Here is a 25,941-nt window from a genome sequence, read left to right as displayed (position 1 = left end):
CCCGGCGGCGCGCTCACGGGGCGGCCTTGATGCGGGCGATCAGGTCGACCCCCTCGGAGTCGACCACGACGGCCCGGACGATCTGCCCCGGGACCAGGCCGATGCCCTGGACCGTGACGCAGCCGTCGACCTCGGGGCCCTGGTGCGCGGCCCGGCCCTCGTAGCCGCCGTCACCGAGGTCCTCCTCGATGAGGACGTCCACCTCGGTGCCGATCCGCTCCTCGGCCCGCTGGGCCATGAGCTCCTCGGCCAGCTCGGTGAGGGCGGCCACGCGGGCGTCGACGGTCTCCTGGTCCAGTTTCCCGGGCAGGTCCGCCGCCTCTGTGCCCTCCTCGTCGGAGTAGCCGAAGACACCGATCACGTCGAGCCTGGCCTCCTGCAGGAAGTCGACCAGCTCGCCGAACTCCTCCTCGGTCTCGCCGGGGAAGCCCACGATGAAGTTGGAGCGCACGCCCGCCTCGGGCGCGGCGGCCCGGACGGCCTCCAGCAGGTCCAGGAACCGCCGGGGGTCCCCGAAGCGCCGCATCCGGCGCAACACGGGACCGGACGCGTGCTGGAAGGACAGGTCGAAGTACGGCGCGACGCCGTCGGTCCCGGCGATCGCCTCCAGCAGGCCGGGGCGGAGCTCGGCGGGCTGCAGGTAGCTGACCCGGACCCGCTCGATGCCCTCGACCGCGGCGATCCGCGGCAGCAGCTTCTCCAGCGCCCGCAGGTCTCCGAGGTCCTTGCCGTAGGAGGTGGAGTTCTCGCTGACCAGCACGAGCTCCTTGACCCCCTGCTCGGCCAGCCAGGCGGCCTCGCCGAGGAGCTCCTCGGGAGCGCGCGAGACGTAGGAGCCGCGGAAGGCCGGGATGGCGCAGAACGTGCAGCGCCGGTCGCAGCCGGAGGCGAGCTTCAGCGAGGCCACCGGCCCGTCGCCCAGGCGCCTGCGCAGCGGCCGCGGACCGCTGGCCGGGGCCAGGCCGTCGGGCAGCTCGCCGTGGCCCGGGATGCCGGTCTTGGGGGCGGCGGCGCGCTCGACCGGCGAGATGGGCAGCAGCGTCCTGCGGTCGCGCGGGCTGTGCGGGACGAGCGGCCGGCCCGCCAGCACGTCGTCCAGGCGCGTGCCGATCTCGGTGTAGTCGTCGAAGGAGATGACGGCGGCCGCTTCGGGCAGGGCGTCGGCGAGCTGGTCGCCGTACCGCTCGGCCATGCAGCCCGCAGCGACCACCTTGGCCCCGGAGTCGGCCGCGGCGAGCAGCGTGTCGATGGAGTCCTTTTTCGCTGAGTCGATGAAGCCACAGGTGTTGACGACGATGACATCGGGGTCGTCGTCGCCCAGCTGCCAGCCGGCAGCCTCAAGACGCGCGGCGAGCTCCTCGGAGTCGACCTCGTTGCGCGCGCAGCCCAGTGTGATCAGCGATGCGGTTCGGCGGGATGACATGGTGAACACTACGGTATCGGGAGTTGGCCACTACCCGATGCACCTCCCCCATTCCCGGCCTCCGGTGATCTACCGCGGATTGGCCTCGGGAACGCCGTAGGAGCGCTCGACGCTCTGCCCGGATCGGCCCGGAGCCCCCAGTTTCTCGCCGTTCACCTGCAGCAGGACCGCTCCCGCGTCGTCGAAGACGACCTTCATCCCGCCCTTCGCCTTCCACTGCGCGGTCTTGCCGGCCTTGAGCATGCCGGAGAAAAGCCGCCGCCCCTTCGCGTCCTTGACGCTGAGCCGCGAGGAGCGCTCCGCCCTGACCTTGAGCACGACCTCCTCCCCGCGCCGGACCGAGGCCGCCCCGTGCGCCGGGTCGACGGCCGCGGAGGACGCCGACGGCGCCGCGGGCGCTCCCGGTACGGCGGGCACGCCGGGGGCGGGGGGCGCGCCGGGCGCGGGAGGCGCCGAGGGCGGCGGGAGGGTGGGCAGCGAGGGCGCCGCCACCGGCCGGGTGTCCGTCGGGGTGTCCCCGGCCCCGCCCATCGTCCGCACCACGCCGAACACGACGACGACGGCCAGCGCGACGGCCATGGCCAGCGTCCAGTTGGGCGAGCGGCGCTCGCGGATCTTGATGGGCCGGTCCGCCTGGAACACGCTGGCCGCGCGCACCGGCAGCGGCACGCCGCCGTGCAGCTCGTCGAACTCGTGGACCAGGGCCTCGGCGTCCAGCCCCAGGATCCTGGCCAGGTTGCGGACGTGGCCCCGAGCGTAGAAGTCGCCCCCGCACAGCGAGAAGTCGTCCCGCTCGACGGCGTGGATCAGCGTCGCGCGGATGCAGGCGCGCGCGCTCAGCTGGTCGACGGTCAGGCCCGCCGACTGGCGGGCCTGGGCCAGGACCTCTCCGATGCTCATGGCGCCACCTCGCTCCGCGCTCCGGCGCCCGCCTCCGCGGTGGTGCCCGCAGCCGTGCCCGGCCCGGCGGCCCCCTCGTTCCCCTCGTTCACTGTTACACGCTCCTCCACTCTTGACGTTGAGTAGCGAGTCCCATTCAAGCAGTGATGAGAAGAGTGTCACACAGCGGGGTCCTTGTCCGTCCCGCGGCTCCGCGGGCCGCCCGGACCACCCGCGCGCCGCCCGCGGAGCCGCCGCCCGCCGGTCCGTCTGGCCGCCGGTCCGCCGGGCCGCTGATCACTGGCCCCGCAGGTCGGCCAGGAGCCCGGGCAGCTCGTCCGGCTTGACCATGACCTCCCGCGCCTTCGACCCCTCGCTCGGGCCGACGACGTTCCGGCTCTCCAGCAGGTCCATCAGCCGGCCCGCCTTGGCGAAGCCCACCCGCAGCTTGCGCTGGAGCATCGAGGTGGAGCCGAACTGGGTGGTCACGATCAGCTCGGCCGCCTGCACCAGCAGGTCGAGGTCGTCGCCGATGTCCTCGTCGATCTCCTTCTTGACGGTGGCCGCGGCCATCACGTCGGGGCGGTACTCGGCCTGCATCTGGGCCTTGCAGTGCGCGACGACCTCGGCGATCTCCTTCTCGGAGACGAAGGCGTTCTGCAACCGCATGGGCTTGCTGGCGCCCATCGGCAGGAAGAGCGCGTCACCCTGGCCGACCAGCTTCTCCGCGCCGGGCTGGTCGAGGATGACCCGGCTGTCGGCGAGGGAGGAGGTGGCGAAGGCCAGCCGGGAGGGCACGTTGGCCTTGATCAGGCCGGTGACGACGTCCACCGAGGGGCGCTGGGTGGCGATGACCAGGTGGATGCCGGCCGCGCGGGCGAGCTGGGTGATGCGCACGATGGAGTCCTCGACGTCGCGCGGGGCCACCATCATCAGGTCGGCGAGCTCGTCGACGATGACCAGCAGGTAGGGGTAGGGCTGGTAGACCCGCTCGCTGCCGGGCGGCGGCACGAGCTTGCCCGCGCGCACCGCCTTGTTGAAGTCGTCCACGTGCCGGAAGCCGCTGGCGGCCAGGTCGTCGTAGCGGCGGTCCATCTCGCCCACCACCCACTCCAGGGCCTCGGCGGCCTTCTTGGGGTTGGTGATGATCGGCGTGATGAGGTGCGGGATGCCCTCGTAGACGGACAGCTCCACCCGCTTGGGGTCGACCAGCACCATCCGGACCTCGTCGGGGGTGGCGCGCATCAGGACCGAGGAGATCAGGCCGTTGACGCAGACCGACTTGCCCGCGCCGGTGGCGCCCGCGATGAGCAGGTGCGGCATCTTGGCCAGGTTGGCCACGATCGTGCGGCCCTCGACGTCCTTGCCGAGGCCGACGATCATCGGGTGGTGGTCGGCCTGGGCCACCTGCGAGCGCAGGATGTCGCCGAGCGAGACGAGGTCCTTGTCGGTGTTCGGGATCTCCACGCCGATCGCCGACTTGCCGGGGATCGGCGACAGGATCCGGACGTCGGCCGACTTGACCGCGTAGGCGATGTTCTTGGTGAGCGCGGTGACCTTCTCGACCTTGACCGCGGGGCCGAGCTCGATCTCGTAGCGCGTCACCGTCGGCCCCCGGGTGAAGCCGATCACCTGGGCGTCGATCCCGAACTGCTCCAGCACGCTGGTCAGCGCGTTGACCACGACGGTGTTGGCCTTGGTCTGCGGCTTGGGCGCGGTGCCCGGGCGCAGGAGCTGCGCGTCGGGCAGGGTGTACGGCCCGGCCTGCGGGGAGAGCACCAGCTGCTCCACCTTGCGCGGCGCCGGGGTCGGGGCGGGCGGCTCCAGCAGGGCCGTCACCGGGGCCGCCGGGGTTCCGGCGGCCCCGGGGTCCACCGGCTCCTCGTCGTCCACCAGGCCGGGCACGATCTCCGGGGAGTGCCCGGCGAGCCTGCCCGGCGTCTCGGCGATCACCGGCGTGTCGTACGGCTTGACGCCGTCGCCCGGCTCGGCGGTGCCCGGCTCCCCGCCGTCCGCCCTGCGCCCCTGCCGCTTCCCGGCGGGCCGCTTCGCCGCCGTCCTGGGCGGCGCCGCCGCCCGGGCGGCCAGGGCGGCCTCCCGGTTGAAGAGCATGTGCCTGATCTCGCCCAGCCGCTCGGGGACGCGGTGCACCGGGGTCGCGGTGATCACCAGGACGCCGAAGCCGGACAGGATCAGCAGCAGCGGGATCGTGACGAACGCGGGCAGGATGCTCGCCGGGGGCGCCGAGATGACGAACCCGATCATGCCGCCGGCGGCCGACACCTTGTCCATGCCGTCGGCGGGCCCTCCCGAGGGGTACGGCGTGCCGTGCGCGACGTGCACGATGCCGAGCACCCCGGTCATGAGGGCGGACCACCCGATCATCATCCGCCCGGTGTCGGGGCTCTGGTCCGGGTGGCGCAGGATCCGCCAGGCCAGCAGGGCCAGCATGACGGGGATCACCCAGGTGAGCGAGCCGAAGACGCCGCGCATGACGGCGTCGACCACCTCCGTGACCGCGCCCGTGGGGGCCCGCCACGTCATCGCGGCCAGCACGATCGCCCCGGAGAACACCGCGAGCCCGAGGCCGTCGCGGCGGTGCACCGGGTCCAGCTCCCGCGCGTTCTGCCCCAGCGCGCGCGCCGCGCTGCCGATGGCGCCCGCGAGCAGCATCCAGATCCCCACGAACAGCCTGGCGACCATGGTGAGGAGCCAGCCGAGCGGGTCCGGCTGGGAGGAGGCCGGCCTGCGCGCCGCGGCGGCCTTCGGGCGGGCGGCGGGCCGTCTGGCGGAAGCCGTACGGGCAGGGGTGGACCTCGACCGGCTGGAGGCTCCCTTGGCCGGAGTTTTGCCTGAGGCGCCTTTTGACGTACGGGTGGCCATGCTAGGGAGGTTAACGATCGCCCGAGCGGATCGCGCGGAGGCTCGCCGCAACCGGACGAGCCGGGCGTCCGCCCCCCGCGCGGCGATGACGGCCGTTCCCGGGGGTCAGGGGGACGGCTCCGGCCTCGCAACACGAACTCTCCTCGCCTTCTGCGGTCGCCACATAACGGAATGACTCCCAAGGAAAGCGCCTTCCGTCCTATGTATTGACATGACGTTCCATGTAGTAGAACCTCCTCACCAAACAGGACGTTGGGAGGAGAGACCATGTCCGCACTCGACTGGTCCGTGCTGGGCGCGTACTTCCTTGTGATGGTCGCCATCGGCGTGTGGTCCAGGAGCCGGATCAGGAACGTGATCGACTTCTTCACCGCGGGAGGCCGGATCCCCTGGTGGCTGTCCGGCATCTCCCATCACATGTCGGGCTACAGCGCGATCATGTTCGTGGCCTTCGCGGCGGTCGCCTACAACTACGGCCTGGCCATGTACGTCTGGTGGGCGCTGACCATCGGCCTCGGCGTCGGCATCGGCGCCTTCGTCTGGGCGGCCCGGTGGAACCGGCTGCGCTCCAAGCACGGGGTGGCCTCCCCGCTGGAGTACCTCGCCCGCCGCTACGACCTCCCCACGCAGCAGGTGCTCGCCTACAGCGGCGCGCTGCTCAAGGTGGTGGACATCGCCGCCAAGTGGGTGGCGATCGCGGTGCTGCTCAAGGGCTTCGCCGGCATCCCGATCCTCTGGGGCATCCTGATCACCGGCGCCGTCACACTGGTCTACATCACCGCCGGCGGCCTCTGGGCCGACGTGCTGACCGACTTCGGGCAGTTCGTCATCCAGGGTGTCGCGGGCATCGCCATGTTCGTCGCGATCATGTCCCACCTGGACGGCGTCGCGACGCTCTGGACCATGTGGGACAAGCTCCCCGAGGGCCACGGCGACCCGTTCGCCGGGCCGTACACCACGACGTTCTTCCTGGCCATGCTGTTCATCAAGACCTTCGAGTACAACGGCGGCATGTGGAACCTCGCCCAGCGCTACATGGCCTCCCCCTCGGGCTCGGCGGCCAGGCGCTCGGCGCTGCTGTCCAGCGTGCTCTGGCTGGTCTGGCCGCTGATCCTGTTCGTCCCGATGTTCGCCGCCCCGCTGATCGTGCCGGGACTGGCCAACGCCGAGGAGGCCTACGTCAAGCTGGCGCAGACCCTGCTGCCGCAGGGCCTGATCGGGCTGGTGCTGGCGGGCTTCTTCTCGCACACCATGGCCATGGTCGCCTCCGACGCCAACGTGATCTCCTCGGTCATCACCCGGGACATCGCCCCGGTGGTCGTCCGGCGGGTGCGCGAGCTGTCCGCGCACGCCGAGCTGACCTTCGCCCGGGTGACCACGTTCACCTTCGTACTGATCAGCATGGTGATCGCGATCTCCACCGAGGGCCAGGGCGTCGTGCTGAAGATCGTCGTCGACCTGGTCGCGGCCACCATGGGACCGATCTCGATCCCCCTGATGCTGGGCATGCTCCCCTGGTTCAAGCGGAGCGGGCCGACCGCCGCGATCGTCTCGTGGGCCGCCGGACTGGGCGTCTGGGCCTACGTCAAGTGGATCCTCGAGTCCAAGGACACCGCGATGGTGGTCGGCGTCCCGCTGGTCACCTCACTGGTCCTCTATGTGGCGATCGGGCTGCTGAAGCCGGAGGGCACTCCGGAGCGGGACGCGCTCGTCGACTCTCTCGACACCGACCCGGAGCCCGAGCGGGCCGCCGCCGGTGCCTGAGCGCGCGACGGGAGGCGCCCGCGGAAACCCCCTGAGCCCGCGGGAGACGCCCCGCCGCACGTGAGGAGGGGGCCGGACATCCGTCCGGCCCCCTCCTCGCGCGTCCGCTCCCCTGCGGTTACTTGTCGGACTCCAGGACGCCGCCGTTGGCCACGTCGGACTTCTCGATCTCCGTGAAGAGGATGCGCACCGCCTCGCGGCGGGCCTTGAGGACGTCCACCGCGGCCTCGGTCACCGCCGCCGCGAACTCGCGGCGCTGGTCGAGGGTCCGTCCGGAGAGCAGTTCGACGGTGATGTTGGGCATGTCGGCCTCCATGTTGCATGACATAAGACTAAGTCCCGCTACATGAAACAATATGCCATCCATCGCCGTTACGGAAAGCGCTTGCCCTCAGGGGATGCTCCAAAATGATCGCGATTCTCCGGGATCAGCCGCGGACGGCGGAGAGCGGGGCGCCCAGCGCGAGCGAGACCTCCCGCGCGGCGGCGACGACCTCGGGGGCCAGCCGCTCGAGGCCCTCGCGATCCATGTCCATCGCGAGCGCGGAGATGGAGATGCCGCCCAGGACCTGCCCGGTGTGGTCGAAGACCGGGGCGCCCACGCAGAGGATCTCCGGGTGGTTCTCCTCGTCGTCCAGCGCGTACCCCCGGGAGCGCACCTCGGCGAGGTGCGCCAGGAGGGCGTCCACCTCGGTCAGCGTGCCGGGGGTCATCCGGGGCAGGCCGGTCCGGGCGCAGATCGCGCGGACCTCGTCGGCGGGGAGCCAGGCCAGGACGGCCTTGCCGATGGCGGTGCAGTGCAGCCGCAGGCTCATCCCGACGCGCGAGGGCATCTGGTACGGCCGGCGGCCCTCCAGCTTGGAGACGTAGACCGCCTCGTCGCCGCTGCGGATGGCGAAGTGCGTGGTGTAGCCGATCCGCTCGTGCAGCGCGCTCAGCGCGCCGGCGGCCTGGCGGGCCGGGTCGAACCGGTTCATGACCCGGCCGGCCAGGGTGAGGATGCGGGGGCCGGGTTCGTAACCGCCGTTCCCGTCCGTCCGGGCGAACCCCCACTCGACCAGCGACTGGAGGATGCGGTGGACGGTCGACTTCGACACCCCCGTCTCCGCGGCGATGTCGGTGACGCGGTGGTGCTCGGCGATCGCCTCCAGCACCGTCAGCGCCTTGTCGATGGAACTGCCTTCCCTGGCCACGTGGCGATCCTACTGGTCAGCGCGCCAACCAGCCTCCGTCGACCGCCAGCACGTGCCCGTTGACGTAGTCGGAGGCCCGGGAGGCCAGGAAGACGGCCGCCCCCGCGAGGTCCTCCGGCTCGCCCCAGCGGCCCGCGGGGATGCGCCCGGAGATCTCCGCCTCGCGCACCGGGTCCGCGCGGAGCCGCTCGGTGTTGGCGGTCGCGATGTAGCCCGGCGCGATCGCGTTGACCTGCACCCCCTTCGACGCCCACTCGCACGCCAGCGCCCGGGTGAGCCCGGCGACCCCGTGCTTGGCCGCGGTGTAGCCGGGCACGTTGACGCCGCCCTGGAAGGAGAGCATGGAGGCGATCATGATGATCTTCCCCGAGCCCCGGGCCAGCATGCCCGCCCCGACCGCCTGGCTGAGCAGGAAGACGGCGTCGAGGTTGACGCCGAGCACCTCGCGGAAGTCGGCGTAGGGGTGCTCGGCCGCGGGCGCCCGGCGGATGATCCCGGCGTTGTTGACCAGCACGTCGACCGGGCCCAGCCGCGCCGCCGCCTCGGGGATCCGCGCGGGGTCCGACAGGTCGAGGATCCACCGGGAGGCCTGCCTGCCCGTCTTGCGCACCTCGGCCTCGACCTCGTCGAGGTCGTCGTCGCGGCCGTGCAGCACCAGGTCGGCCCCGGCGGCCGCCAGGGCCAGCGCCACCGCCCGGCCGATGCCGGTCCGCGCCCCGGTGACGAGGGCGGTCCGGCCCGCCAGCGAGAACATCCCCTCCGCTGCCGACATCAGCGCAGCTCGCCGATCGCGACCGGCTCCATGTCGTCGTAGGCCTGGTTCTCCCCGCCCATGGCCCAGACGAAGGAGTAGGCCTGCGTGCCGAAGCCGCAGTGCACCGACCAGGGCGGTGAGACGACCGCCTGCCGGTCGGCGACCACCAGGTTGCGGGTCTCGTCGGGACGGCCCATCAGGTGGATCACCCGCTGGCCGGCCGGGAGGCCGAAGTAGAAGTAGACCTCGGTCCTGCGCTCGTGGGTGTGGCAGGGCATGGTGTTCCACATGCTGCCGGGCTCCAGCACGGTCACGCCGAGCACCAGCTGGCAGCTCTGCACGCCCTTGGCGTGGACGTGCTTGTAGATGGTGCGGTCGTTGGAGCCCTCCGGGCCGCCCAGCCGTACCGGCTCGGCGTCGGCCAGGGTGCTCAGCGCCGTCGGGTGGTCGGCGTGCGCCGCGGTGGAGACGAGGTAGAAGGCCCCGTCGAAGGCCACCTCGCGGCTCCCCCGGCCGACGTAGAGGCACTCCTTCGGCCCCAGCTCGTACGGCGTGCCGTCCACGGTCACCGTGCCAGGCCCGTCCCCCACGTTGACCGCGCCCAGCTCCCGGCGCTCCAGGAAGTGCCCGGCGCGCAGCGCGTCCGGGTTCGGCAGGGCCGCCCGGCCCAGTGCCCCGCCCACCACGATCCGGTCCTCGTGCGAGTAGACCAGGCGGACCTCCCCGGGGGCGAACAGGTCCTCCACCAGGAACCGGGAGCGCAGCCAGTCGGTGGTGGAGCCCGGGATCTGGTCGGGCGCCGTGGCGTGCCGTACCTCCATCGACCCTCCTTGTTCTGTTACATGAAATTAAAATTCGCTATATGGAACAGTCTGAGCATACAACGACGCCGCCCCCCGGTACATCGACCGGGAGGCGGCGTCGTCAGGAAGGGTGTCGCCGGGAGGGGCGCCGCCGGGAACGGCGGGGCCGCGGCGGGCCGGTCAGACCTCGACGACCACCGGGATGATCATCGGGCGGCGACGGTAGGTGTTGCTCACCCAGCTCCCCACGGTCCTGCGGACCACGCGGCGGATCTGCTGGATGTCGACCACCCCGTCGGCGGCGTTCTCCTGCAGGGCCTTCTCCACCTGCGGCAGGACCTCGTCGAACCGGTCGGGGTCGATGCCGGAGCCGCGGGCGTGGATCTCCGGGCCCGCGGTCACCTTGCCTGTGTTGGAGTCGACCACGATGACCACCGAGATGAAGCCCTCCTCGCCCAGGATCCGCCGGTCCTTGAGGGCGAACTCGGTGACGTCGCCCACCGAGGTGCCGTCCACGTAGACGTAGCCGGCCTGGACCGCGCCGGTGATCCGCGCGCGCCCGTCGACCAGGTCCACCACCACGCCGTCCTCGGCGATCACGATGTGGTCGTCGGGCACGCCGGTCAGCGCGGCGAGCTTGGCGTGCGCCCGCAGGTGCCGCCACTCGCCGTGCACCGGCATGAAGTTGGACGGCCGGGTCAGGTTGAGCACGTACAGCAGCTCGCCCGCGGCGGCGTGACCGGAGACGTGCACCTTGGCGTTGCCCTTGTGCACCACCCGGGCGCCCCAGCGGGTCAGGCCGTTGATCACCCTGGTGACCGCGGTCTCGTTGCCGGGCACCAGCGACGAGGCCAGCAGCACGGTGTCGCCCTCGGCGACCCGGATCGGGTGGTCGCGGTTGGCCATGCGCGACAGCGCCGCCATCGGCTCGCCCTGGGAACCGGTGCAGATCAGCACCACCTCATCCGGCGGCCAGCCCTCGATCTCCTTGGAGTCGACGATCAGCCCCGGCGGGATCCGCAGGTAGCCCAGGTCGCGCGCCACGCCCATGTTCCGCACCATGGAGCGGCCGATGAGGGCGACCTTGCGGCCGTGCCGCTCGGCGGCGTCGATGACCTGCTGCACGCGGTGGATGTGCGAGGCGAAGCTCGCCACGATCACCCGCTTGGACGAGGTGCGGACCACCTCGTCGATGACCGGGCCGATCTCCCGCTCGCTGGTGACGAAGCCCGGCACCTCGGCGTTGGTGGAGTCGGACATCAGCAGGTCGACGCCCTCGCGGCCGAGCCGGGCGAAGCCGCCCAGGTCGGTCAGGCGCCCGTCGCTGGGCAGCTGGTCCATCCGGAAGTCGCCGGTGTGCAGGACGATGCCCGCAGGCGTGCGGACCGCCACCGCCAGCGCATCCGGGATCGAGTGGTTGACCGCGAAGAACTCGCAGTCGAACGGCCCGAACGCGCGCCGCTGCTCCTCGGCCACCTCGACCTTGACCGGCTGGATCCGGTGCTCGGTCAGCTTGGCCTCGAGCAGCGCCAGCGTCAGCTTCGAGCCGACCACCGGGATGTTCCGGCGCTCGCGCAGGAGGTACGGCACGGCGCCGATGTGGTCCTCGTGGCCGTGCGTGAGGATGACCGCCTCGATGTCGTCCAGGCGGTCCCGGATGTAGTCGAAGTCGGGCAGGATCAGGTCGATGCCCGGCTGCTCGGCCTCGGGGAAGAGCACCCCGCAGTCGACGACCAGCAGGCGCCCGTCGAACTCGAACACCGCCATGTTGCGGCCGATCTCACCGAGACCGCCCAGCGCCACGATGCGCAGCGCACCCTCGGGCAGCGGCGGAGGCGGCCCGAGTTCGGGATGGGGGTGACTCATCCGGCCACACCTCTCTCACATGCGTCGTGCAGCCCGCGGGCCGTCGGGACCGCTCCCTCGCCGAACGCTCCGGACCCCTGCGGGCCTTGGTGTCTTCTCTGCTTCAAACCGCTTTTCCTCCAAGCTGCGACCGGTCCCGATCGCGACGTTCCTTCTCACACCACATCTCAGTCGGACAGCTTCACGCCGCCCGCGACCAGTTCCGCGCGCAGGTTCGCCAGCTGCTGCCCGGTGGCCTCCACCAGGGGCGAACGCACGGGTCCCACGGGGCGCCCCACCAGCGCCAGCGCCGCCTTGGCCATGATCGCGCCGCCCGCCTGCATCATGATCCCCGAGACCACCGGGAGCAGCCTGCGGTGGATCTCCAGCGCGCCCGCCACGTCGCCGGAGCGGTGCAACCGCATCATCTCGGCGATGTCGGCGCCCACGACGTGCCCCACGACGCTCACGCACCCGGCCGCCCCGACGGAGAGCCACGGCAGGTTCAGCGTGTCGTCACCCGAGTAGAAGACCAGATCGGTGAAGGCCATGACCTGCGAACCGGTGAACAGATCCGCCTTGGCGTCCTTCACCGCGACGATGCGCTCGTGCTGCGCCAGCCTGACCAGGGTCTCGATCTGGATCGGCACGCCGCTGCGGCCGGGGATGTCGTAGAGCATCACCGGCAGGCCGGTGGCGTCCGCCACCTCCGCGAAGTGCCGGTAGAGCCCCTCCTGCGGCGGCTTGCTGTAGTACGGCGTCACCACGAGCAGGCCGTGGGCCCCGGCGCGCTCGGCGGCGCGGGCCAGCACGACGCTGTGGCGGGTGTCGTTGGTGCCCGCCCCGGCCACCACGACGGCGCGGTCGCCGACCGCCTCCAGTACGGCGCGCAGCAGGCGCTCCTTCTCCTCGTCGGTGGTGGTCGGGGACTCGCCCGTCGTACCGCTCACCACGAGCCCGTCGTTGCGCTGCTCGTCCACCAGGTAGGTGGCCAGTCGCTGCGCCCCCTCGTAGTCGACCGCGCCGTCGTCGGTGAACGGCGTGACCATGGCGGTCAGCATGCGGCCAAAGGGGGCGTCGGAGGTTGTCGTCGGCGCTGCCATAGACCGAACGGTACCCGGATCCGGAGAAGCGGTGGACCCCGCCACCCCTCTCACCCCCCGTACACCGCCAGGTCCTTGAGCGAATATCCCCATTTGGTGCCCCGTTTCATACCGTATACACGGATGTAGCGGGCGGTGGCGGACAGGTCCCTCAGGTCGTCCACCTCCCCGTTCCCATCGGCGACCTCGCGGATCCGCGTCCACGAGACGCCGTCGGCGGAGCCCTCGATCCGGTAGCGGGAGCCGTACGCCCGCTCCCAGCGGAGCACCACCCGCGCGATGTCGCGGGGTGCGCCGAGGTCGACCCGGATCCACTGCGGGTCGACCTTCAGGGCCGAGGCCCAGCGGGTCTCCGGGTCGCCGTCGACGGCCTTCTCCGGGCCGAGGCCGGCGGCTTCGACGCCCGAGGCGGTCACCGGGCGGCCCCGCGCCAGGTCGGCGGCGGCCGGGCGGTCGGGCTCCGGGTCGGAGGCGGCCGAACGGTCCGGCACCGGGTCGGGGATGGCCGCGTATACCGCCGCCACCTGTGCGGCCGTCAGCGCCCGGCCCGACATGACGACCTCGTCCAGCGCGCCCCCGAAGGGGCCCATCGAGCCCGTGGGCAGGTCGATCACCTCGGGCACCCGGCCCGTCCGGCGGCCGTTCACGTACAGGGTGGTACCGCGGGGATCGGCGACCAGGACGAGGTGGGTCCAGCGGTTCAGCGGGAGGCGGTGACCGAAGGAGAACTCCCTGGCGCCCGAGACCGCGACCTCGCCGCCGTCGACGACGATCGCCCGGTCGAGGCGGCCGAGCAGGACACCGCGTGCCCGGTCCTCGCTCCGCACCCACATGGAGACCGTCCACGGCGGGCTCTTCGACGCGGCGCCGAGCACGAACCGCCGGCCCTCGCCGAACCGCGCCGCGCCGCCGACCCGCCCGGGCACCGGGAACCGCGGCGCGCCGTCCGCCGCGGCGGTCGCGTGCACGCCGCCCGTCCCGTCGGCCGCCGTGACCAGCAGTCCGTCGCGCCACGCGGCCGGGACGTGGGTGTCGCCCTCCGGCACGTGGAGCGTGTCGAAGGTGTAGCGGTGCTCCACCCGGACGGCCGGCTCCTCCGGCGAGAGGCCCGGAGCGTCACCCACCGTGTGCAGTCTGTCCGCGAAACCCTCCGCGGGCGAGAGGCGGTTCCACGCCCGCTCGGCGAACTCCGCCCTGAGGCCCGCCAGGACCGCTTCGGCGGCCCCCGGGTCGCCGAAGACCGCGGTATCGGCGATCAGGGCCCGGCCGAAGCCCTCGGCCTCGGGAGTCCACGCCAGGAGGTCTCCGGCGTGCGAGCCCGCGGCGGGGAAGGCGTCGATGACGTCGTGCCGACCGTTCCGCACGATCGCCCCGGTCTCCGGCGAGCCCTCGTTGAGGATCACCGGCCTGCCGTCCAGCGCCGGGAGGCGGTCGCGGACCCGCAGGACCGGCCTGCGGTCGGGGGTCTCGACGTGCCCGGCCAGCTCGGCCGCCCCCTCCAGCCACTCCGGCTCGTCACAGGCGTCGATCCGGCCGAGGCCGACGAGCGGCGCGTCGAACCACCCCGTGAAGGCGTCGAGCACGGCGGTGAGCCGCCGCCTCACCTCGGGATCCGCCAGGTCGGGCACGAGCTCGGCGGCACAGCGCCGGGACGGGGTGAGCGCCGCCGTGTCCCCCAGCACGTCGATCTCCGGCACCACGGTGACGTGGTGGCGGCGGGCCGTGGCCTGGACCGCCTCGATGTCGGAGCGGGTGTACCTCAGCCCGGGGACCGCCCCGGCGAAGGCGGGGTCGTGCAACCGGAGCGCGGCGTCCCCGGAGAGCCGCAGGTAGAGCGTGTTCAGCTTCAGCCAGGACATCCGGCGGACGAGGTCCTCGATCCGCGCGACGGGCCAGAACCCGCCCTGCACGTCGAGGACGACCATGCGGCTGCCCGCCTCGGGCCGGTCCTCGAGCCTGCCGTACGGCGCCTCGCCCCCGGCCCTGAGGAGCTGGAGCAGCGTGCGTCCGCCGTAGAAGAGCCCGGCCGGTGTGGACGCGGCGATCTCGACGTGTGCGCCGAGCTCCATGCGGTAGCCCTCCGGAACCCCGGCGCTCTCCAGCCCTTCGGCGCCTCCCGCTCCGCCGGCGTTCCGCCGGCCCTCGGTGCTCCCCTGGCCCTCGGCGTTCTGCGGACCCTCGGCGTTCCCTCGGCCGTCGGGGACCTGCGGGCCTTCGACGGCTTCCGGGTCCTCGGGGTTCCGCCGGCCTCCGGCGGCCGCTTGGTCACCGGGCCGGTCACCGGGACCGTCCCGCCCGGTCAGGACCACGTCACCGGCCACCGGTTCCGGGGTCCCGCCGACGACCACGGGCACGGGCAGGCCCGTCACCTCGCGCAGGTCCGCGGCGAGCCGCTCGGCCTCTTCCCTCGACCCCTCTCCCGCCAGGACACGGGAGTCCCTGCCGGGCCGGAACGACCCCTCGCCGCCCGCCCACCCGGCCGGCGCGGGCACCACGGCCGGGAGGGTGTCCTCCCGGGTCCCCGCCCCGGCCGGTGCCGCCGCCGTCGCGACGACCAGGACGACCGCGAGAGCAGCCGTTAAGGATCGCACCAAATATCCACACACGGGAGGTAATAATATTTATGTCCACTTTGTCCAGGTAGCCAGGACGGCCGGAAGCCGGGACACGAAAGGGACACGAAAAGAAGAGGCCGCCGATATGTGCTCGGGGGTACACACATCGACGACCTCTACCGTTGAATCGGGCCCGCCCCCAGGGGCGTTACAGGATTCGCCAAGATATTTTCCGGCCGTTCAAAAGATCTTGGACATGCTCCAAAGTTGGAGCTCCAAATTGCCGTCATTACCCTGAGTTGTCCGTTGAATACGGCAGGATGGACCGTCGCCTCACCCCTCAGGGATGGACACGTGGCAAGTTCCGATCCTGTCTACCTGCGCGTCGTCGCCGACATCCGCCGCCAGATCGTCGACGGTTCGCTGCCCCCCGGCGCCCCGATCCCCTCCCGGGCCCAGCTGACCCGGAAGTACAACGTCGGAGAGACCGCCGCCCGCCACGCGCTGCGCGTGCTCGCCGCCGAAGGCCTCATCGTCGGCCGCGTCGGCTCCGGCCACTACGTCCGCGCCCGGCCGGCACTCACCCCCCTGCACCGCTGGCGCTTCCCGGACCACGCCGCCCCCTTCGGCGCCGACCTGCAGACGCAGGGCTCCCGCGTCACCTGGGACTGGCGGGCCGAGCAGGTCGAGGCCACCGCCGACATCGCCCACCGCCTCCACCTGGCCGAGTCGACCCCGCTCACCCGCACCCGCTACGTCTTCCGCGGCGACGGCCGGCCCGTCCAGCTCGCCGTCTCCTACGAGCCCGCCGAGTTCGCCGAGACGACCCCCGAGGACCCCCCGCGCGGCCTGATCGCCCGGCTGTCCTCCTCCGGCGTGAAGATCACCGAGATCGTCGAGCAGGTCTCCTCCCGCGTTCCCGAACCCGACGAGATCGACGCCCTGGACCTGCCCGCCGGCGTGCACGTCCTGCACGTCGAACGCACCCACTGGGCCGGTGACCGCCCGGTCGAGACCAGCGACATCGTCATCCCCGGCGACCGCTTCCGCCTGGTCTACTCCCATTCGCTCCACCCGTAGGCGGGTCCCGCCGATCGCGTTATAGGTCGGATGACCTATATTGAAGCCATGAATGATGATCTGCGGTTCGATCCCGACGGTCCCGTGCTGCTGGTGGGCGGGTACGGCGTCGTCGGCGCCGAGCTGGCCAGGCTCGCCGCGCCCTCCTGGCCCCTGCTGCTGACCGGCCGCACCCCGGCCAGGGGGGCGTCCCTGGCCGAGGAGACCGGCGCCGGGATCCGCCGCTGGGACCTGTCCGATCCCGCCCCGTTCTCCGCGGCGGTGCGCGCCGTCGTCGGCGTGGTCAACGACCCCGACGACCGGGTGCTGCGCGCCGCCGTACGGGCCGGGATCCCCTACGCCGACGTCACCCGGTGGACCGCCCGCCTGCAGCGGGCGGCGACCGTGGCCGCGACGCTGCGCCCGGCCGCGCCCGTGCTGCTCTCCTCCAGCTGGATGGGGGGCGTGGGCGCCCTGGTGGCCTCGACGCTGGCCACCCGGATCGGCGGAGCCGACACGGTCGAGATCGCGGTGCGCTGGGATCTGAGGGACCGGGCGGGCGCGGACTCCGTGGAGTTCATGGACCGGCTCGGTCTGGAGTACGAGATCGTGGAGGCCGGGCGGCGACGCCTGATCATGCCGCTCACCGACGCCCGCACCGTCATGATCGGCTCCTCGCGCACCCGGGTGGCGCGGATCGACACGCCGGAGCAGTTCACCCTGCCGATCACCCTCGGCGTGGGCACGGCGGCCACCCGGATCGGCTTCAGCTCCCCCGCCCTGACCTCGGCGCTGCTGGCGGTCAAGCGGTCCGGGTTCTTCCGGTGGGGGCGCGGCGAGCGCTGGACGCCGCTCCGCCGCTCCCTGCTCTACTCCGCCGGCGAGGGCGGGGTGGCCCGGCTCCGGATCGACGTCACCGGCCCGGCCGGGACCCGTACGGCGACCGTCACCGATCCCCGCGGGCAGGCGCACCTGACCGCGGTCGGGGCGCTGATGGCGCTGCGCAGGATCCTGGGCGCCGACGGCGCCGCCCCGCCGGAGGGCGTGGTGTTCCCGGAGGCGACCCCGCGCCCCCTGGACGTGCCCGGTTTCCTGGAGTCCGCAGGGGTCGCCGTCGCCGAGGAGGCCGGTCCCGCGGCGCGGCGGGCCGCATGACGCCTCCGACGGACCGCCCGGCGGAACCCGAACCCCCGGCCGGACCGGAACACCCGGCTGGAACGGACCATCCGGCCGGACTGGACCTCGGGGTCCCGTCCGCACCGGCCCCGAGACCAGGCCGCCCGTCACGGCCGACCGCCAAGGGGAGCAACCGCCGGGAGGAACTGCTCGACGTCACCGAGCGCGTCCTGGTGGACCGCGGGAACGCGGAGCTGTCCCTGCGCACGGTCGCCGCCGAGGCGGGGGTGCGCCTGGGTCATCTCCAGCACTACTTCCGCACCCGGGCCGACCTGGTCCAGGCCGTGCTGGCCCGAGTGCTGGCCCGCTCCCTCCAGGAGGTGGCCGACGTCACGGGCTCGGCGGGCGGGGCCGTGGAACCGGTGGTGCGGAGCCTCCTGGCGCAGCAGGAGGACGCCCGGCTCGTCCGCCTGTTCACCGAGATCTGGGCGCTGGCCGCCCACGACGGGTCCGTCGCCGCCGAGGTCCGGGCCTTCTACCGGGACTACACCGGGCACGTGGCAGAGTTCGTCCGCAGCCGGGACCCCGGGCTCCCGCCGCACCTGTGCCGGGCGCGGGCCGAGACGTTCGTCATGCTCATCGAGGGGGCCTCACTCTTCCGCTCGGGCGTCGCCGCGGAGGCCTCGGCCGCGACGGACGCCGAGCTGACCGGGCTCGCGACCGCCCTGCTCGGCGGAGGGCCCCCGACCGGCCCCTGACCGCGGCGGGCGCCTGATCGCGGAGCCTCCGGGAGGCACGGCCGCAGGCTCCGCGATCAGGACGAATGTCGGTGCCGCCTGGTACAACCGACCCGGGTTCCCGAGCCGGAGGTGCCGATTGCGCGTCAAGGACATGCCCCCGACCGACCAGCCGCGCGAGCGGCTCCTCTCTCTGGGCGCCACCGCCCTGGCCGACCGGGAGCTCCTCGCCCTGCTGCTCGGCTCGGGCGGCCGGGGCACCAACGCGGTCGAGCTGGCCTCCGAGCTGATCGCCCACTGCGGCGACCTGCGCGGCCTCGGCCGCTCCGACGCGCACCGGCTGATGACCATCCGCGGCATCGGCCCGGCCAAGGCCGCCCGGATCATCGCCGCCTTCCACCTCGTACGGCAGGCGCAGTCGGAGCCGGAGCGCCGCCGCGTCACCGGCTCGGCCGACCTGGCGGCCGTCGCCTCCCCGCTCCTGCGGCATCTCGGCCACGAGCGGGTGGTCGCCGTGGTCTGCGACTCCGCCGGCGCGGTCACCCGCAGGGCGATCGTCAGCGAGGGCGGCGCCGACCACGCCCCGGCGCCCGTCCGCGAGATCATCACGCTCGTCCTCACCTCCGGCGGCTCCTCCTTCGGCCTCGCCCACAACCATCCCGGCGGCTCCCTCGACCCCAGCCCCGCCGACCTCGACGTCACCGCCCGCCTCCGCGAGGCCGCCGAGACCGTCGGCCTGCGCTTCCTCGACCACGTGATCGTCACCGACACGGCCTGGCGCCGCATCGCCGGGTGACTCCGCCGCCCGCCCATCGACCGCGCCGCCGACCGGATCGCCCGGCCGATCCCGGCCGATGTGCTTCCCAGCCGGAATCGACCGGTGTGCTTTCCGGCCGCCGCCGCACCCGGAACACGACGGCGGCCGGAAATCCATGGCGGTGGCCCGGCTCCCCCTCCGGGGCCGGGCCACCGGACCCGCCGGGCCGGTGCTCCACCGGCGGGTGCACGGGGCCTGCCGCCGAATCCCCCGCCCTCACACGGCGGGAGGCTCGCGACAGGTCTGAGCCCGGCAGCAGGTGGGATGTGAGGGACTGCTGCCGGGGGTTCTCGATCGGTGGCCCCGCGCCCCCCTCAAGGTCGCGGGACCACCGCCCGGTCCTTCCGGTGACCCCTGGCACACGGAAGGACCGGGAGCTCTCTGATGCCGGACGCGCCTACCGGCCCATCGACGCGGACCTCTCACCGGCCGCCTCCAGCACGGAAGCTCCGGTGGTCCTCAGACCGGGGTCCTCGGCCCGGTCCGTCAACGCGGTCGCCCCGGCCGACCGGCCGGACCTCGGTACGGACGGCCCGGCCGAACCCGTCAGCGGGCGCTTCCCATCAACAGCAGGAACCACAGCTCCTCCGCCTCCTTCACCCGCACCCACGGCGACTCGTGCACCACCACCGTGTCTCCCAAGCGGTGCGTACGCCGGACGAACATCAGCCCGCCCGCCTGGCAGAGCTCGTAGAACGTCGCCTTGCAGCAGCATGTGTGCTCCTTCACCCGGATCCGATCGGCCCGCGGCACCTCCGGCCGCCAGTCGATCCGCTGATGCCTCTCCCGCAACGCCCCCACATGACGACCGTGAAGCTCCTCTCCCAGCACCACGACCATCACATTCGCCTCCTGCACGGCCACAGGAAGACCATACGTCTAGTTGTATCCTCTCGTCAAAGTCGAAGTATTTCGCCTCAATAGATGTACCATTTTGCACAGGATCGTTCCCGTTCGTCTATCTTCGGAGAGTGCTCGATCCCGACGGCGATACTCATCTCTATCTGCAGATCGCTGAGATCATCCGGCAGCGAATCACTGAAGCGGGACTTCCGCCAGGACATGTGGTCCCCAGCGAAGCCGACATCCGAAATGAGTTCGGTGTGGCGAGGACGACCGCCAGACGAGCCGTGCAGATGCTTCGTGAGGAAGGGCTCGTCTACACGGTCCAAGGTGAGGGCACCTTCGTCGGCCCACCGGACAAGGGCGCCCGGCAAACACGGAAGACCCCGATGTACCGGCAGATCGCAGAAGACCTCGTCGAGCGCATCCGTGGTGGCGACCTACGCCCTCGCCGCTCCATCCCCAGTGAAACAGCGCTGGTGGAGCAGTACGGAGTGGCCAGGGAGACAGCCCGCCGCGCGGTCGGCCTGCTTCGCGAGCAGGGATGGATCTACACCGTGCCGCAACGAGGCAGCTTCGTCTCCCCCCGGGAGAAATGGCCACACGAGTGACCCTGGAACTTCTCCGGTTTCCTCACCTAGATGTACCGCCACGTCTAGCTTTTTACCCGTGCTTGACAGAGACGGACCCGTACCGGTCTACATGCAGATCGCCGATCTCGTGCAACGACGCATCGAGGATGGAGAGTTCTCTCTTGGCGAGGGGGTGCCCAGTGAAGCAGAGCTCGAAGCCGACCATGCCATCGCCCGAACGACGGCTCGCCGTGCCGCCCGGGAACTCCGTGATCGCGGTCTGGTTCACACGGTCCAGGGCAGAGGCACCTTCGTAGGCCCTGTGGGCACCCCCCTCATTCCCCGCAGGACACCTCTGTACCAGGAGATCGCAAACGGGATCATCGAAGAGATCCGGCGGGGAGCAATCAAGGTCAACCGACGAATCCCCAGCGAGAAGACCCTCATGCAGCGGTACGGCGTATCCAAGCTGACCGCGCGGCACGCCGTCGCCTTCCTCCGCGAGCGGGGATGGGTCTTCACCGTGCCCTACCGGGGCACCTACGTGAATCAGCCCGAGAAATGGCCGGAGGAGAACCGCGGCTCGTAGCCGAAGGGATACCGTGCCGTTTCTTCTGTCCCCGGTTCCGAGTAGGGTCGGCGTCCGGTCGTCCTGGAGGAGGGGCATGCGTTACATGCTGCTGGTCTGCGGTGATCTTCCGGCGTACGAGGCGATGCAGGCCGACGGATCCTTCCTGCCGGACTGCCGTGCCTGGGCCGACGAGATGCGGCGGCGCGGCGCGCTGGTGGAGACCGGAGGGCTGCGGCCGCCCGACGACGCCACGACGGTCCGGGTGCGCGGCGGCGAGGTGCTGCTGACCGACGGGCCGTTCGCCGAGACCAAGGAGGTCGTCGCGGGCTTCTCCCTGATCGAGTGCGCCGACCTCGACGAGGCCCTGGAGGCGGCCGCCCGGCACCCCGTGGCCCGGCATGGCACGATCGAGGTCCGTCCGCTCCTTCCGGCGTGAGCACGCTCCCCTCTCCGGCCGGCCGATCCCCGCGGTCCGGCGGTCCCCCGTGACGGCCGGAGGAGGTTCCGGCGAGGTCGAGACGGCCGTCGCCGGGGTCTTCCGGGAGGAGTGGGGGCGGATCGTCGCGACCCTCATCCGGCTGACCGGCGACTGGGACCTGGCCGAGGAGTGCGCGCAGGACGCCTTCGCGCGGGCGCTCCAGCGCTGGCCGCACGACGGCGTGCCGCGCAACCCCGGGGCCTGGTTGACCGTCACCGCCCGCAACCGGGCCGTCGACCTGCTCCGCCGGCAGGCCGTGGGCGCGGCCAAGCTGCGCGAGGCGGCCCTGCTGGAGGCCGCGTCCGGGCGAGGCTCCGGAGTCGGCACGGCCGACGGGCACGGCGACGGCGGCGGCGGCGGCGGCGGCGGCGAAGAGGAACGGGAGGCGGGTTCCGGCGTGCCGGACGACCGGCTGCGGTTGATGTTCACCTGCTGCCATCCGGCGCTGGCGTTCGAGGCCAGGGTCGCGCTCACCCTGCGCACCCTGGCGGGTCTGACCACCGCCGAGATCGCCCGGGCGTTCCTGGTCTCCGAGGAGACCATGTCCAAGCGGCTGACCCGGGCCAAGAACAAGATCCGCAACGCGGGCGTCCCGTACCGGGTGCCGCCCGCCCGCCTGCTCCCGGAGCGGACCGCCTCCGTCCTGGGCGTGCTGTACCTGCTGTTCAACGAGGGCTACGCGGCCGGCTCCGGCGCCGATCTGCTCCGCCGGGACCTGACCGCCGAGGCCGTGCGGCTGGCCCGGCTCCTCGCCCGGTCGATGCCGGACGAGCCCGAGGCCGGCGGCCTGCTCGCGCTGATGCTGCTGCACGACGCCCGCCGTACCGCACGCCTCGACGCGGCGGGCGAGCCGGTGCCCCTGGAGGAGCAGGACCGCACGCGGTGGGACGCGGCCGCGATCGCCGAGGGCGTGCGGGTGCTGGAGGACGCGCTGCTGCTGCGGCGGCCCGGGCCCTACCAGGTCCAGGCCGCCATCGCCGCGTGCCACGCCACCGCGGCCACCGCCGCCGAGACCGACTGGGCCCAGATCGCCGCGCTGTACGGCGTGCTGTCCCGGCTGGTCCCCTCCGCGGTGGTGGGCCTGAACCGGGCGGTCGCCGTGGGCATGGCCGAGGGCCCGGCCGCCGGGCTGGCGCTGGTGGAGCGGCTGGAGGCGGCCGGAGAGCTGGACGGCTACCACCTGCTGCCCGCCACCCGCGCCGACCTGCTGTGCCGCCTGGGCCGCGCGGACGAGGCGGCGGCCGCCTACCGCGCGGCGATCGGCCTGGCGCCCACCGGCGCCGAGCGCCGCTACCTCGCCCGGCGGCTCGCCGAGGTGACGGGACCGCGGATCTCCTAGATTTCCGAGGATTCCTCCCGCGGACCTGTCCGTCCGGCCCCGATCCGTTCGTCGGCAGGTCGGACACACCCGCATACGAGGGAAGAGAGTTCTCATGGAGAAGGTACGTTCCGCCGACGGCACCGAGATCGCGTTCGACCGGCTGGGAGACGGGCCGCCGGTCGTCCTGGTGAGCGGCGCCTCCTGCGCCCGGACGGTCCACGCGCCCCTGGCCGGGCTGCTGGCGGCGGAGTTCACGGTACTGAACCACGACCGCCGGGGGCGGGGCGGGAGCGGTGACACCGCGCCGTACGCGGTCGAGCGGGAGATCGAGGACCTCGACGCGCTGATCGGCGCGGCCGGCGGGTCGGCCGCGCTCTTCGGCAACTCCTCCGGCGCGGTCCTCGCCCTGCGCGCGGCGGCGGCCGGTCTGCCCGTCACCCGGCTGGCGCTCTGGGAGCCGCCGTTCATGCTCGACCCGGACGCCCCGCGCCGGCAGTGGGAGTACGCCGCCCGGCTCGCCGAGCTGCTCGGCGCGGGCCGTCGCGGCGACGCCATGGCGCTGTTCATGGCGACCGTGGGCCTGCCCGGGGAGATGGTCGAGGCGATGCGCCGGGCGCCGATGTGGCCGGAGCTGGAGGCGCTGGCCCACACGCTCGCCTACGACGCCGCCGTCATGGGCGACGGCACGCTCCCGCCCGGCCTGGTCTCCTCCGTCAAGGCTCCGGTGCTCGTCCTGCACGGCACCGCGACCGGGTCCTGGACCGGCGCGATGGCGCGGGCGCTCACCGCCGCCCTGCCCGACGCGCGCTCCCGCGTCCTGGAGGGCCAGAGCCACGACGTGGACTGGGAGGTCCTGGCCCCCGCGCTGAGGGGATTCCTGATGGAGTGAGACCGAGGAACCGGGCCCGGCGAGAACACCCGGGCCCGGTCCCGGACCGGCCGACTCCTGCGGCCGGTCCTCGTCCCGCCCATGCCCGTGCCGCGGTCGCGCCGTCGCCCACGCGAACACCGCATGCGGGGGCGTGACGGTACGGCCGGGCCACCGGTTGATGAGGCGTCCCGGAGCTCTCATCCATCCCGCCGACCGCAGGGTCTCCCGGGAAGAGCGGACGCGGATCACCGCCAAGAGAGTGATATCATTTATTTAATTTTATTGATATCATCCCTCCATGAAACAGTTGCTCCTTCGCATCGACGACGATCTCCACCAGCGCATCACCCGACGGGCTCAGCGGACCGGCCGTTCCATCAACGCCACCGCCGGGGAGATCCTCGCCCGCGGCGTGTCCGACGAAGTGCTGGACGCGCGGGCGGAGCTTCGCGCGCGTGCCCGACGGCTCGGCGTCCTCGCCGATCCCCTCCCCTCCGCTCCGGTCACCGAGGCCGAACGTGAGCGTGCGCTCTCCAGTTCCAAAGGTCTCGGCCCCATCCTCGACACCCTCTGGGCCGAAGGCCGCTGAGCCGAATGCTCACCTACATCGACTCTTCCATCCTGGCCTGCGCGTATCTCTTCGACGAACCCGGGCACGACAAGGCACGAGCCCTGCTTCAGAGCTCCGATCATCTTCTCGTCACCGGCACCTTGACCGTCGTGGAGGTGACCGGAGTGCTCGTCCGCGCCTCTCGCTGCCGTCGACTGCTGGAGCTGGACATGACGCTCGCCGCCCTCGCGTCGGACCTCGGCGAGGACGGTCCGGTCACCCTGGTCGCCGCACCCCGTGACACCGTGGAGCGCAGAGCCACCCAGATCGTGTACGCCCACGGGCTGAGGGCCCTCGACGCACTCCATCTCGCGACCGCCGAGCTGGCCGCCGTCCCGCTGCTGGAGAGTCCGGGAGACAAACTCGGTTTCGCCAGCCGTGACACCGCCCAATCCGAGGCGGCCGCGGCACTCGGTTTCACCCCGGTGTGACAATGCCCTTGCCCCGTGCGGCGGTGACTCACCGTCCACGTGAACACCGCGTGCCGGGTCATGATCGCCTGTGGACGTTGACCTTGCCATAGCGTCAACGTCTCCAATGGGCGCATGCGAATCGGAGAGCTGACCGCCCTGGTGGGCGTGTCGACCAGGACCGTGCGCCACTCACTCCAGCGGGGTGCGATCGGTGCGCCCCGGCAGGAACCGGCGGTCCGGCAGCCCCGGTTCAGGGCCCGGAGGGAGAGTGCGGTCACGGCAGGCGCACCGAGACGTTGCCCCGGTAGGAACCCCGGAGCAGGGAGAGGAACGCCTGCGGCACGTCCTCGATCCCGCCCTCGACCACCGTCTGCGGGTAGACGAAGCGGCCCTCGGCCAGCCAGCCGCTGAAGTGCTCGCGCCAGGCCGCGAGCTGATCGGGCGTGTGGTGGCAGGAGAACGGCAGCAGTTCGACACCCCTGGCCTCGGCCGCCGCGCGATCGGGCCGCGGAAAGCGCTCCGCCGCGTCACCGAGCTGGCTGGACAGCGAGCCGCAGAGGGCGAAGCGCGCTCCGGGCCGGGCCGCCTGCAGTGCGCCCTGGTACTGCTCGCCGCCCACGACGTCGAAGAAGACCGAGATGCCCTCGGGCGCGAGCTCCCGCAGCCGGTCGGCCGTGGAGCCGTCGTGGTAGTCGAAGGCGGCGTCGTAGCCGAGCTCGTTCACCAGGTAGTCGACCTTCTCGGGGCTGCCGGCGCTGCCGATCACCCGCGCCGCGCCGAGGCACCTGGCGATCTGCCCGGCCAGCGAGCCGACCCCGCCCGCCGCGCCGGAGACGAAGACCACGTCGCCTTCGCCGACGGCCGCCACCTCGGCCATACCGTGGTAGGCGGTCGGCCCCTGGCCGAGGTGGTGACCCGGGTCGGCGAAGAGTCCCCGGTCGAGCTTGAGGTACGAGCCGGCCGGACCGGCCGAGTACTCGCTCCAGCCGGTCATCGACTGGACCAGGTCACCGGCCTGGAGTCCCGGGCTGTCGGATCGGACCACGGTACCGATGGCGGCCGCTCCCACCCGCTGCCCCGGCTGCCAGGCCGGGACCGGGATGGTGCAGTCGGCCCGCATCAGTTCCAGGTAGGTCGCGGCGAGCCCGATCTGGTCGGTGCGCACCAGGACCTCGCCGTCCACCTCGGTCTCGGCCACGGTGAAATGGCCGAGCGCGGGGGTGCCGGCGATCTGGGCGGTCAGCTGGATCTCACGGCTGATCATTTTTCTGTCCTTCCTCGGGTGCGGCCGTCGAGATCGACTCTAGGAAGGCTTCCGGCCAGTTTCCGAC

General features: G+C 72.3%; 24 protein-coding genes. 12 read left to right on the top strand and 12 right to left on the bottom strand.

The window, feature by feature from the left end:
- Nucleotides 1-13 precede the first annotated feature (13 nt).
- The 3 genes from rimO to HS048_RS12405 all read right to left on the bottom strand — a co-directional run bounded on the left by rimO (nt 14) and on the right by HS048_RS12405 (nt 5,185).
- On the bottom strand, nt 14-1,423 hold the full coding sequence (rimO, locus tag HS048_RS12415; RefSeq protein ID WP_196467022.1) for a 30S ribosomal protein S12 methylthiotransferase RimO: 1,410 nt from the start codon (nt 1,421-1,423) through the stop codon (nt 14-16).
- A 69-nt stretch (nt 1,424-1,492) separates the two neighbouring features.
- A complete protein-coding gene (locus HS048_RS12410; RefSeq protein ID WP_196467021.1) occupies nt 1,493-2,323 on the bottom strand; it encodes a helix-turn-helix domain-containing protein in 831 nt (276 codons plus the stop codon).
- 276 nt (nt 2,324-2,599) lie between these two features.
- Entirely contained in the window at nt 2,600-5,185 is a 2,586-nt protein-coding gene (locus tag HS048_RS12405) for a DNA translocase FtsK (protein WP_196467020.1), read from the bottom strand.
- Nucleotides 5,186-5,452: 267 nt separating this feature from the next.
- Between HS048_RS12405 and HS048_RS12400 the strand changes: the two genes are divergently transcribed.
- Nucleotides 5,453-6,949, top strand: coding sequence for a sodium:solute symporter family protein (locus HS048_RS12400; RefSeq protein WP_068896963.1), 1,497 nt, complete (start codon nt 5,453-5,455; stop codon nt 6,947-6,949).
- A 118-nt stretch (nt 6,950-7,067) separates the two neighbouring features.
- On the opposite strand, the gene HS048_RS12395 is transcribed toward HS048_RS12400, so the two are convergent.
- The 7 genes from HS048_RS12395 to HS048_RS12365 all read right to left on the bottom strand — a co-directional run bounded on the left by HS048_RS12395 (nt 7,068) and on the right by HS048_RS12365 (nt 15,238).
- Entirely contained in the window at nt 7,068-7,253 is a 186-nt protein-coding gene (locus tag HS048_RS12395; RefSeq protein ID WP_068897108.1) for a tautomerase family protein, read from the bottom strand.
- A gap of 124 nt (nt 7,254-7,377) precedes the next feature.
- Nucleotides 7,378-8,142, bottom strand: coding sequence for an IclR family transcriptional regulator (locus tag HS048_RS38815; protein ID WP_084008274.1), 765 nt, complete (start codon nt 8,140-8,142; stop codon nt 7,378-7,380).
- A gap of 16 nt (nt 8,143-8,158) precedes the next feature.
- Complete coding sequence (gene kduD, locus HS048_RS12385) at nt 8,159-8,914, bottom strand: 2-dehydro-3-deoxy-D-gluconate 5-dehydrogenase KduD (RefSeq protein ID WP_084008275.1); 756 nt, start codon at nt 8,912-8,914, stop codon at nt 8,159-8,161.
- Entirely contained in the window at nt 8,914-9,717 is an 804-nt protein-coding gene (kduI, locus tag HS048_RS12380; RefSeq protein WP_068896965.1) for a 5-dehydro-4-deoxy-D-glucuronate isomerase, read from the bottom strand. Before kduI ends, kduD begins: the two co-directional genes overlap by 1 nt.
- Nucleotides 9,718-9,879: 162 nt before the next feature.
- A complete protein-coding gene (locus HS048_RS12375; protein ID WP_196467019.1) occupies nt 9,880-11,565 on the bottom strand; it encodes a ribonuclease J in 1,686 nt (561 codons plus the stop codon).
- A gap of 167 nt (nt 11,566-11,732) precedes the next feature.
- Entirely contained in the window at nt 11,733-12,647 is a 915-nt protein-coding gene (gene dapA / locus HS048_RS12370; RefSeq protein ID WP_084008276.1) for a 4-hydroxy-tetrahydrodipicolinate synthase, read from the bottom strand.
- Nucleotides 12,648-12,697: 50 nt separating this feature from the next.
- Complete coding sequence (locus tag HS048_RS12365; protein ID WP_196467018.1) at nt 12,698-15,238, bottom strand: discoidin domain-containing protein; 2,541 nt, start codon at nt 15,236-15,238, stop codon at nt 12,698-12,700.
- 318 nt (nt 15,239-15,556) lie between these two features.
- On the opposite strand from HS048_RS12365, the gene HS048_RS12360 reads away from it, so the two are divergent.
- The 4 genes from HS048_RS12360 to HS048_RS12345 all read left to right on the top strand — a co-directional run bounded on the left by HS048_RS12360 (nt 15,557) and on the right by HS048_RS12345 (nt 18,910).
- The gene (locus HS048_RS12360) at nt 15,557-16,282 is read left to right on the top strand and encodes a GntR family transcriptional regulator (protein ID WP_068896969.1); all 726 of its coding nucleotides are present in this window, start codon (nt 15,557-15,559) and stop codon (nt 16,280-16,282) included.
- A gap of 48 nt (nt 16,283-16,330) precedes the next feature.
- Entirely contained in the window at nt 16,331-17,416 is a 1,086-nt protein-coding gene (locus HS048_RS12355; protein ID WP_196467017.1) for a saccharopine dehydrogenase, read from the top strand.
- The gene (locus HS048_RS12350) at nt 17,413-18,135 is read left to right on the top strand and encodes a TetR/AcrR family transcriptional regulator (RefSeq protein ID WP_230880817.1); all 723 of its coding nucleotides are present in this window, start codon (nt 17,413-17,415) and stop codon (nt 18,133-18,135) included. Before HS048_RS12355 ends, HS048_RS12350 begins: the two co-directional genes overlap by 4 nt.
- 133 nt (nt 18,136-18,268) lie before the next feature.
- Nucleotides 18,269-18,910 carry a RadC family protein gene (locus HS048_RS12345; RefSeq protein WP_230880816.1) on the top strand — a complete coding sequence of 214 codons (642 nt, stop codon included), beginning with the start codon at nt 18,269-18,271 and terminating at the stop codon, nt 18,908-18,910.
- 567 nt (nt 18,911-19,477) lie between these two features.
- Here the strand turns inward: HS048_RS12345 and HS048_RS12340 are convergent.
- Nucleotides 19,478-19,795 (bottom strand): hypothetical protein, encoded by a 318-nt coding sequence (locus HS048_RS12340; RefSeq protein WP_231647306.1) that lies wholly within the window; start codon nt 19,793-19,795, stop codon nt 19,478-19,480.
- A gap of 107 nt (nt 19,796-19,902) precedes the next feature.
- Here HS048_RS12340 and HS048_RS12335 point away from each other — a divergent pair, with 107 nt between their 5' ends.
- From HS048_RS12335 to HS048_RS12305, 7 genes are all read left to right on the top strand, one after another.
- Nucleotides 19,903-20,385, top strand: a complete 483-nt coding sequence (locus HS048_RS12335) for a GntR family transcriptional regulator (protein WP_068896971.1) — start codon at nt 19,903-19,905, stop codon at nt 20,383-20,385.
- Between the two features lie 58 nt (nt 20,386-20,443).
- Nucleotides 20,444-20,935: a GntR family transcriptional regulator gene (locus HS048_RS12330; RefSeq protein WP_231647307.1), complete on the top strand. Its 492-nt coding sequence runs from the start codon at nt 20,444-20,446 to the stop codon at nt 20,933-20,935.
- Nucleotides 20,936-21,011: 76 nt separating this feature from the next.
- Nucleotides 21,012-21,353: a YciI family protein gene (locus HS048_RS12325; protein ID WP_068896974.1), complete on the top strand. Its 342-nt coding sequence runs from the start codon at nt 21,012-21,014 to the stop codon at nt 21,351-21,353.
- Nucleotides 21,354-21,402: 49 nt separating this feature from the next.
- Complete coding sequence (locus HS048_RS12320) at nt 21,403-22,734, top strand: sigma-70 family RNA polymerase sigma factor (RefSeq protein WP_307832442.1); 1,332 nt, start codon at nt 21,403-21,405, stop codon at nt 22,732-22,734.
- A gap of 94 nt (nt 22,735-22,828) precedes the next feature.
- Entirely contained in the window at nt 22,829-23,605 is a 777-nt protein-coding gene (locus HS048_RS12315) for an alpha/beta fold hydrolase (protein ID WP_196467015.1), read from the top strand.
- A 280-nt stretch (nt 23,606-23,885) separates the two neighbouring features.
- Nucleotides 23,886-24,176: a hypothetical protein gene (locus HS048_RS12310; RefSeq protein ID WP_068896976.1), complete on the top strand. Its 291-nt coding sequence runs from the start codon at nt 23,886-23,888 to the stop codon at nt 24,174-24,176.
- A gap of 5 nt (nt 24,177-24,181) precedes the next feature.
- A complete protein-coding gene (locus HS048_RS12305; RefSeq protein WP_196467014.1) occupies nt 24,182-24,628 on the top strand; it encodes a type II toxin-antitoxin system VapC family toxin in 447 nt (148 codons plus the stop codon).
- 256 nt (nt 24,629-24,884) lie between these two features.
- Here HS048_RS12305 and HS048_RS12300 read toward each other — a convergent pair whose 3' ends face one another.
- Nucleotides 24,885-25,874, bottom strand: a complete 990-nt coding sequence (locus tag HS048_RS12300; RefSeq protein ID WP_196467013.1) for an NADP-dependent oxidoreductase — start codon at nt 25,872-25,874, stop codon at nt 24,885-24,887.
- Nucleotides 25,875-25,941 lie beyond the last annotated feature (67 nt).

The sequence above is a fragment of the Planomonospora sp. ID91781 genome (assembly GCF_015711595.1).
Classification (GTDB): domain Bacteria; phylum Actinomycetota; class Actinomycetes; order Streptosporangiales; family Streptosporangiaceae; genus Planomonospora; species Planomonospora parontospora.
This window is presented reverse-complemented; position numbering and strand designations above follow the sequence as displayed.